This window comes from Candidatus Magnetaquiglobus sp. (genome assembly GCF_058402785.1).
This window is the reverse complement of record NZ_JBZVFG010000087.1, coordinates 1-6806: the sequence shown is the minus strand read 5'-3', so window position 1 is coordinate 6806 and position 6806 is coordinate 1. Positions and strand designations below refer to the sequence as shown.

9 protein-coding genes are annotated in these 6806 nt (G+C 62.5%); 2 read left to right on the top strand and 7 right to left on the bottom strand.

Features of this window, described 5'->3' with window-relative positions:
* The 7 genes from ACV4UY_RS16420 to ACV4UY_RS16390 all read right to left on the bottom strand — a co-directional run.
* Positions 1–253 (bottom strand): major capsid protein (locus ACV4UY_RS16420; protein ID WP_491608635.1); only part of this gene is annotated, 253 nt, incomplete at its 3' end.
* Between the two features lie 2 nt (positions 254–255).
* The gene (locus tag ACV4UY_RS16415) at positions 256–630 is read right to left on the bottom strand and encodes a head decoration protein (RefSeq protein ID WP_491608634.1); all 375 of its coding nucleotides are present in this window, start codon (positions 628–630) and stop codon (positions 256–258) included.
* Between the two features lie 3 nt (positions 631–633).
* Positions 634–1848 carry a S49 family peptidase gene (locus ACV4UY_RS16410; protein WP_491608633.1) on the bottom strand — a complete coding sequence of 405 codons (1215 nt, stop codon included), beginning with the start codon at positions 1846–1848 and terminating at the stop codon, positions 634–636.
* Positions 1849–1897: 49 nt separating this feature from the next.
* Positions 1898–3364 carry a phage portal protein gene (locus ACV4UY_RS16405; protein ID WP_491608632.1) on the bottom strand — a complete coding sequence of 489 codons (1467 nt, stop codon included), beginning with the start codon at positions 3362–3364 and terminating at the stop codon, positions 1898–1900.
* Positions 3365–3366: 2 nt separating this feature from the next.
* On the bottom strand, positions 3367–3579 hold the full coding sequence (locus ACV4UY_RS16400) for a phage head-tail joining protein (protein WP_491608631.1): 213 nt from the start codon (positions 3577–3579) through the stop codon (positions 3367–3369).
* 1 nt (position 3580) lies between these two features.
* Positions 3581–5443 carry a phage terminase large subunit family protein gene (locus ACV4UY_RS16395; RefSeq protein WP_491608630.1) on the bottom strand — a complete coding sequence of 621 codons (1863 nt, stop codon included), beginning with the start codon at positions 5441–5443 and terminating at the stop codon, positions 3581–3583.
* The gene (locus ACV4UY_RS16390; protein WP_491608629.1) at positions 5436–6026 is read right to left on the bottom strand and encodes a hypothetical protein; all 591 of its coding nucleotides are present in this window, start codon (positions 6024–6026) and stop codon (positions 5436–5438) included. Before ACV4UY_RS16390 ends, ACV4UY_RS16395 begins: the two co-directional genes overlap by 8 nt.
* 55 nt (positions 6027–6081) lie before the next feature.
* Here ACV4UY_RS16390 and ACV4UY_RS16385 point away from each other — a divergent pair, with 55 nt between their 5' ends.
* Positions 6082–6384: a type II toxin-antitoxin system HigB family toxin gene (locus tag ACV4UY_RS16385; protein ID WP_491608628.1), complete on the top strand. Its 303-nt coding sequence runs from the start codon at positions 6082–6084 to the stop codon at positions 6382–6384.
* Positions 6384–6758, top strand: coding sequence for a helix-turn-helix domain-containing protein (locus ACV4UY_RS16380; protein WP_491608627.1), 375 nt, complete (start codon positions 6384–6386; stop codon positions 6756–6758). Before ACV4UY_RS16385 ends, ACV4UY_RS16380 begins: the two co-directional genes overlap by 1 nt.
* Positions 6759–6806 lie beyond the last annotated feature (48 nt).

The following is a 6806-nucleotide window of genomic DNA, read 5'->3' as shown; positions in this document are numbered from 1 at the left end:
GCGGAATGACGAAGGAGCGGATCTTGCGTTTGCCCCGCGTCCCGACGGTGCCGGGCGAGCCGACCACGGCGGTGGGCAGAAGGGAGAGCACCCCGTTGCGCTCCTCGATGGCGATATTGCGCAGACGCACGGGCCGGGCGGGCATCAGGCCCAACTCTTCGAGGCGACCGTAGCGGTTGGGAAGGATGTTGATGGCCGCAGTCAGGGCCACCGCGCCGAAAGCGTCCTGGGAAAAGGGATTGGCGGCAAGCATGATCAAGCTCCTTTGCGCACGAGAATGCCGATGGCTTTCAACTGGCCGAGGGCAGTGGTTTTCTGATTGGCGGTGATGCCGGCAGGCCAGACCAGGGCGGTCTCTGCAACGATGGCATGCCGGACCACGGCCAGGGCCTGCCCATCCGCACCGGAGGGGTGCGCCGCCACGAGCAGGACTCCGGCGGCGATCTCCGTGCCATCGGTGGCAGCGGGTGCCAGAACGCGCGCTTTGCCGTCGCTGCTCTTGAGGCCGACGACCGCCCCCAAGGCCAGGTTCTGGCCATTGGCGATGGTGAGAAGATCACGGCTGTAGAAGTGGGGCGCTTCGTATTTTAGCAGATCGCCCAGATTGTTCGGTTCGATGAGGTTGGACATGGTTTACACTCCTCCCTGGGCTGTGTGGCGGGTGACCAGCCGACGACATGCGGCGACCACCGGGTTGGAATCGAGTTGGGCAGCGGGCTGGATGCGGGTGCCATTACCCGGCAACACCTGGGAGTGAATCTCCGGCCCAGTGGCACGACGGGCCATCAACTCCTTGCGCACCTGCGTTTCCTTCATGCCACGCGCGATGAAGTCGCCGGCCAGTTGGGGAGCGTCGGCCAGGGCGCAGAGATCGACGATGGCCTGGGCCTCCTCCTGGAACTGCTGGCGACCCTCGACGTGGATCGCGTTCGGGTCCGGGGTGACGGCTCCCGCCGCCTGGATGATGGGTGTCTCCATGCGAAACTCCTTCTGGGTGGTGATAGTGGTGGTACGCGGCGGGTTGATGACGGCAGACAGTTCGGCCAAGGCCTCGCGCAGCGTGCCCACCCGGTCGGCCAGCCCGGCAGTCACGGCATCGGCTCCGAAAAAGATGGACGCCTCGGTGGCGCGGACCGCCTCTTCGGTCAGATTGCGATTGGCGGCCACGGTTGAGACGAACAGGCCGTAAATCCGCTCCACCTCGGCTTGCAGGCGGTTGCGACCATCGTCGGAGAGTGGAGCGTGGCTGGAGAAATCGTTCTTGTGCGCTCCGGCAAAGACCGTGGTATAGCGCCGCCCCTCCTGGGCATCCCGCTCGGACTCATCCACATGGACGGCAATGACGCCAACCGAGCCGACTCCGGCAGTCTGCGGCAGGTAGATGCGCTCGGCGGCGGACGCCAACAAATAGGCCGCCGAGAAGGCATCATCGGCCAACGCCCAAACCGGTTTGGCCTGCCGTGCTTCCCGGATCATGGCCGCCAGATCGAACACCCCGCCAACCTCCCCACCCGGACTGTCGATATCGAGCAGGATGGCCCGAACCGCCGGGTCGGTTGCGGCATCCAGGATCATCTCCTCCATGGATGCATAGCCGGTCAGGCCGGAGGCGGCCTCCACCGCGCCAATCCGTTTGGCCAGGGTGCCGTGAATGGGCACGATGGCGATGCCACCGGGGGTGACGATCAGATCGTTCGAGGCCGTGGTGGCCGGAGCCTCGGGTGCAAAACCGGAGGCCTCGATGCCAACGCGAGGCGCGATCACGGCCAGAATGGTCTCCAGTCGGGCACGTTCCACCAGCAGGGGAACGCCCAGCACGCGACCCGCGAGATGGGGCAGGAAGTTCATCTTGGTTGACCTCCAGAAATACGAAACCCCGCCGAGGCGGGGTTCATGGTCACGTTTGGCTCTCTTGCACCGCCGCCCCGGTGCGGGTGCGGCGTCGCGGATCCGAATCGAGGGCCAGCCCCAGTTTGTCCGCGCGGGCGTTGGCGGCGGCGCACTCCCGGTCGATCTCCTCGGCGTCGTAGCCGTAGGTGGCCACCGCTTCGTCCCGGCTGAGAAGCCCGGCGCGAATGGCCATGACCACGGCGTTGAACTCCTTCTGCGGATCGACCCAGGCCCAACCCTGCGGGATCCACTTCACCGCCTGATATTCCCGGCGACGACGGGCGTAGCCGGGAGCCTCCAGCGCCCCGGACAAGACCGCCCGATCCATCCACCGCTCCCAAACGGGTCGGCAGAACTGGTGGATGACGACGCTCCTTTGCCACTGCTCCATGCGGCGGCGGAATTCGACCATCCCGGCGCGGATCGACGAATAGTTCACCCCGGATAGATCACCGGTGAGCTGCTCATAGGTCACGCCGATGGCCACCGCCACGGCGCGAAGCTGGGTCTTCATGAACTCCGCGTACTGCCCGCCCAGATCCGCCGGTTCGGAGAACTTCACATCCTCGCCGGGCATCAGCACCTGCATGGTGCCGGGGGTCCAGGTGACGGGCACGGCCCCGTGTTCGTCCGGGGTGGCATCATCCTCGCCGGCCAGGGCAAACTCCGGCGAGGGCTTGGTGATGAATCCCGCGATCAGGGCCGCCGTTTTCTTGCGGACCAGTTCGGCATCGTCGTACTGGTCAAGCTCGTGGAGTTTCACCAGTGCCTGGGTCAACCACGGCTCGCCCCGGATCTGGCCGGGCCGCAACGGACGGAACAGATGGATCACCTCCGAAGCCGGAACCGGCACCGGGTCACCAAACAGACCGGCGCCCATGACCCGTTCGCCCGGATGCTCTCTATATAGATGATAGGCAACACGCCGCCCGATGCGGTCGAATTCAATCCCGGCGCGGATGCGGTTGCCGTTGGGCAGGTCGCGATTCAGGGTGAAAGGGAGATGCTCCGGCTCCAGCAACTGGATTTGCAGCGGCACCGCCAGCCCATCACCTGGACTGCGATCCCGCAGGCGGGCCAGCACCTCGCCGCCCTCGACCATCGCCCGAACCGCCAGAGCCTGCAGACCGTAAACTCCCTGCACGCCGTGGGCATCCGCCTCGCGGCCCCACTCCTGCCACAACGCATGCACCCGCTCCTTGAAGGCGGCATCGGTGTGGGTGGAGCGCGGCTTGATGCCGGTTCCGACCAGGTTTGCGACCAGGGAGTCCACCCCGTTGAAGGCCCAGGCGTTGCGCCGGACCAGATCCCGCGCGCGGGAGCGCATCAGATCCGCATCGCGAAACAGCAGCGCATTGGCTCCATCGGAACCGGGAAACCAGTTGCCCAGGCGACGACCCGTGGCGGCGGCTTCGTAGCCGGCGGCCTTGCGGGCAGGCATGCCGCCACCGAAAAGTCTGCGCCAGAATCCCATGCTCACAGATCCTTGTCGCTGCGCACCCGAAGGTGTCTCAAGATACGGCCATCGCGGGCACGGGCCATCTCCCGCTCCAAAAGCTCCAGGGCGGTGCTGGCCTGGGACAGGTCAAACTCCACGCTCTTGTCTCCATGGGTGACGCGCCGCTGGAGGGACTCCAATCGCTCCAGTAGACGGTCCCGGCGGATTTGTAATTCGGCAAGCGTCGCCATGTCACTGCATCCAGGGGGAGTGATAGATCCGGCGTTTGGATTTCGGCGTGGAGGATTTGGCCGGTTTCTCCTCCGTGCCGGCGAGGGGTTCCTTGAGCGGGATCTCCAGCATCCTTTCGGCCTCCTTGTTCAGCAGCAGTCCCATGGCGACCAATCCCTGAAGCGCGGCCATGCTGTACACCCGGCAGTCGAGCGCCTCGTTGCGATCCCCATCTCGCTTTTTCCACTCCCGGATCGGATGGCCTTTGTGGTAGCGGGTGGTCACCCGTTCGGCGGTCAACTGGCGGAACCATTCGCTGTCCCGGTCGAGGGGAAAATGGCAATAGCCCGGTCCAGGCTCTTTCATGCGCAGACGGGCGTAGATGGACTCCTTGCAGGCGTCCACGCCGACAATGAACAGGGGCACCTTGCCCTTGTTGTTGCGACTGGCTCGACGCGGCCAGATCGGCACGCCCATGCCACCCCGGCCCTTGATCGCCCACACCCGTCGATCCTGACGCGTGCGGCAGAAGGCGTAGGATGTCAGGGTGTGGTGGCCGCCGGTGTCCAGGGCGGTGGCGCGGATGTGCAGGTCCGGCATTTGCCGGGCATGTGGAAAGGGCTTTCTCAATAAATTTTCCAGATCCTGCCAGACCGCCGGACCGGAAGGGTCGCCCCAGAGCACCCGGTAGTCCACCGACCAGGACTCCTCGTCCCGACCCCAGCCGACGATCTCGATTTCCAACCGGTCGTCCTGGACGTCGATGCCAGCGGTGAGGACGACGATCCCGGCTGGCAAATACGCTCCGAACGCCTCGCGACGCGCCATCAGGTCGTCACTGTCGAACTTGTCGAACTCCTCCTCCCAGGGCAGACCCAGTTTGGTGTTCTTCCACACCTTGTGGCGTGGCGGATCGCGGTACACCTGTCCGTGTTCCACGGCGATCTGTCCCCAGGAGATCCAACCCAACGGGCTGTAAAGACTCGATAAGTGGAACCCCGCAGTCAGACCATCCCACGGAGCCGAGGCAATCCAGCGTCCGTTCTCCAGCATCCATCCTTTGTGGTGCTCCTGAATGATCACCGCACAGTGGATGCAGACGTAATGGGCCTTCTCCCGCTCATCGTCCGGCCAGCGGACCTGGGGCCATTCCAGAATCTGCTCCTGTCTGCAAAACGGACAAGGCACCCAATAGTGTCTCTGATCGCTTTCGGTAAAAGCGGCATCGATCCTCGAAAACCCCTTGAGGGTCGGCGAAGAGGTCATCAGCACCTTGCGATTGGCGAAATTCGCGGTCCGCTGGATGGCCAGGGCCACGGGATCGCCTTCACCGTCCACATCCCCTGGATAACGGTCCACCTCGTCCAGGAAGAGAAAACGCACCGGCATGGAGGAAAGTCCCACCGCCGAGTTGGCCCCGGTGATCCGGAGAATGCCGCCGTTGAACTCCTTCGACAGCACCGTATTGCCGCTGTCCCGCGATCTGGACTCCCGGACCAGATCCCGCAACACCGGGCTGGCTTCGATCAGGGGATCAAGCCGCTGCTTGGAATAGGTCTTGGCCATCTCCACGGTGGGTTGGCACATCAGAATCGGTCCCGGTGACTGATGGATGATGTAGCCCAACCAATTGAGACCGCATTCGGTTTTACCCAGCTGCGACCCGGACATGAAGACCACCCGTTCCACCGGTGAGGATGGGGAGAGGCAATCCATGATCTCTTGCAAATAGGGTGTGCGGGGTGTGCGCCACAAGCCCGGTTCGCTGGAGGAGACCGACGACAACACCCGATGCTGATCGGCCCACTGGGAGACCAGCAGCAGAGGATCGGGTCTCAGCCCCTGGGAGAATGCCTCGTTATAAAGCCGGGCGGTCTCATTCATCGGTCGCATCTCCTCCCATCGTACCCGACAGCTCCAGCAGATGTGCCCGGACGAACTTCTCCAACGTGCTGCGCAGGGTGCGCATCTCCACCCCGAGTTCGGCACCCATGGGACCGGCCACCCGGTTGGGCCATGCCTCCCAGGCCGCCCGAATCGCACGTCCCCGGTTGAAGGCCGCAGCGTGCATCTCGTCCGCATCCACCAGTTTGCCGATTTCCTCTTTCTCCCGGATCTCCAGCAGGCTGGCCCGTTTGAACTCGCTTTTGATACGGGCCTTGAGCAAAAGCGTGGGCAGATCGCCGCTTGGCCCGCCGGGCAGATCGAACGCCGGCGTCTTTGCATTGGTTCTGACATGCGGTTCGATGACGGGTGAAGGTGATGGACGTGGTTGAAGGATTGGTTCCGGTGCCGGTTTGCGTTGTGGCTCCCGGGCGGGTTCACGAATGGAGGCCAAGGCGGCTTCGGCCTGGACAGTATCCACCTTGTTGTCCACCAGCCGAATGGTGCCGCCCTTCACCAGCTTGCTGACGTACTGGCGCGAGAATCCCTGCTGACGCGCCCAGTCGGATTGGCTGATCAGCATGGTTGTTCATCCTATTTTCCTTGCTCCCTATTTGGGAGCGTTATATCCTTAAGCAATGAGAATCATCGCCAAACGCATGCTACGGGAATTTTGGGAACGCAATCCTGCCAACCTGGATTGCAAGGGTGCTCTTGAATCTTGGCATGCTCTTGTGGCCCAGGCAGACTGGAAAACCCCTGCCGATGTCAAAAATCAATTCCGCCATGCCAGTTTTCTCACGGGAAATCGGGTTGTTTTCAACATTGCTGGCAATAAGTACCGGTTGGTCGTAAAGATCAACTATCCCTATAGCGTCGTGTACATCCGTTTTGTCGGCACCCATTACCAATACGATCAGATTGATGCGGAGACCGTGTGATGGAAATCCAACTCATTAAGACCGAACAGGACTATGACGCCGCGTTGGCTGAAGTGGAGCGACTGATGGATGCCGATCCAGACACGCCAGAAGGAGATCGTTTGGATGTCCTCACTACGCTGATCGCTGCTTATGAAGCCAGATATCATGCCATTGACCTGCCTGATCCTGTCGATGCGATCAGGTTCCGGATGGAACAGATGGGACTGAGTCGTAAGGAGTTGGAACCATTCATTGGCAGTCGGGCACGGGTGGCGGAAATTCTGAACCGCAAGCGACAACTCTCCTTGGACATGATCCGTCGCCTTCACAAAGGACTGAAAATTCCTGCCAATGTGCTCATTCAACCTACCCGTCAGGAGCAGGCTTTGTAGGGCGTGTTGACATTCAATAATAATATCAACCCTATTCAAGCCAGATCA

Coding starts and splice junctions, on each gene's coding strand:
- ACV4UY_RS16405 (WP_491608632.1), bottom strand. CDS start 3,364: ATGGGATTCTGGCGCAGACTTTTCGGTGGCGGCATGCCTGCCCGCAAG.
- ACV4UY_RS16415 (WP_491608634.1), bottom strand. CDS start 630: ATGTCCAACCTCATCGAACCGAACAATCTGGGCGATCTGCTAAAATAC.
- ACV4UY_RS16395 (WP_491608630.1), bottom strand. CDS start 5,443: ATGAATGAGACCGCCCGGCTTTATAACGAGGCATTCTCCCAGGGGCTG.
- ACV4UY_RS16410 (WP_491608633.1), bottom strand. CDS start 1,848: ATGAACTTCCTGCCCCATCTCGCGGGTCGCGTGCTGGGCGTTCCCCTG.
- ACV4UY_RS16400 (WP_491608631.1), bottom strand. CDS start 3,579: ATGGCGACGCTTGCCGAATTACAAATCCGCCGGGACCGTCTACTGGAG.
- ACV4UY_RS16380 (WP_491608627.1), top strand. CDS start 6,384: ATGGAAATCCAACTCATTAAGACCGAACAGGACTATGACGCCGCGTTG.
- ACV4UY_RS16390 (WP_491608629.1), bottom strand. CDS start 6,026: ATGCTGATCAGCCAATCCGACTGGGCGCGTCAGCAGGGATTCTCGCGC.
- ACV4UY_RS16385 (WP_491608628.1), top strand. CDS start 6,082: ATGAGAATCATCGCCAAACGCATGCTACGGGAATTTTGGGAACGCAAT.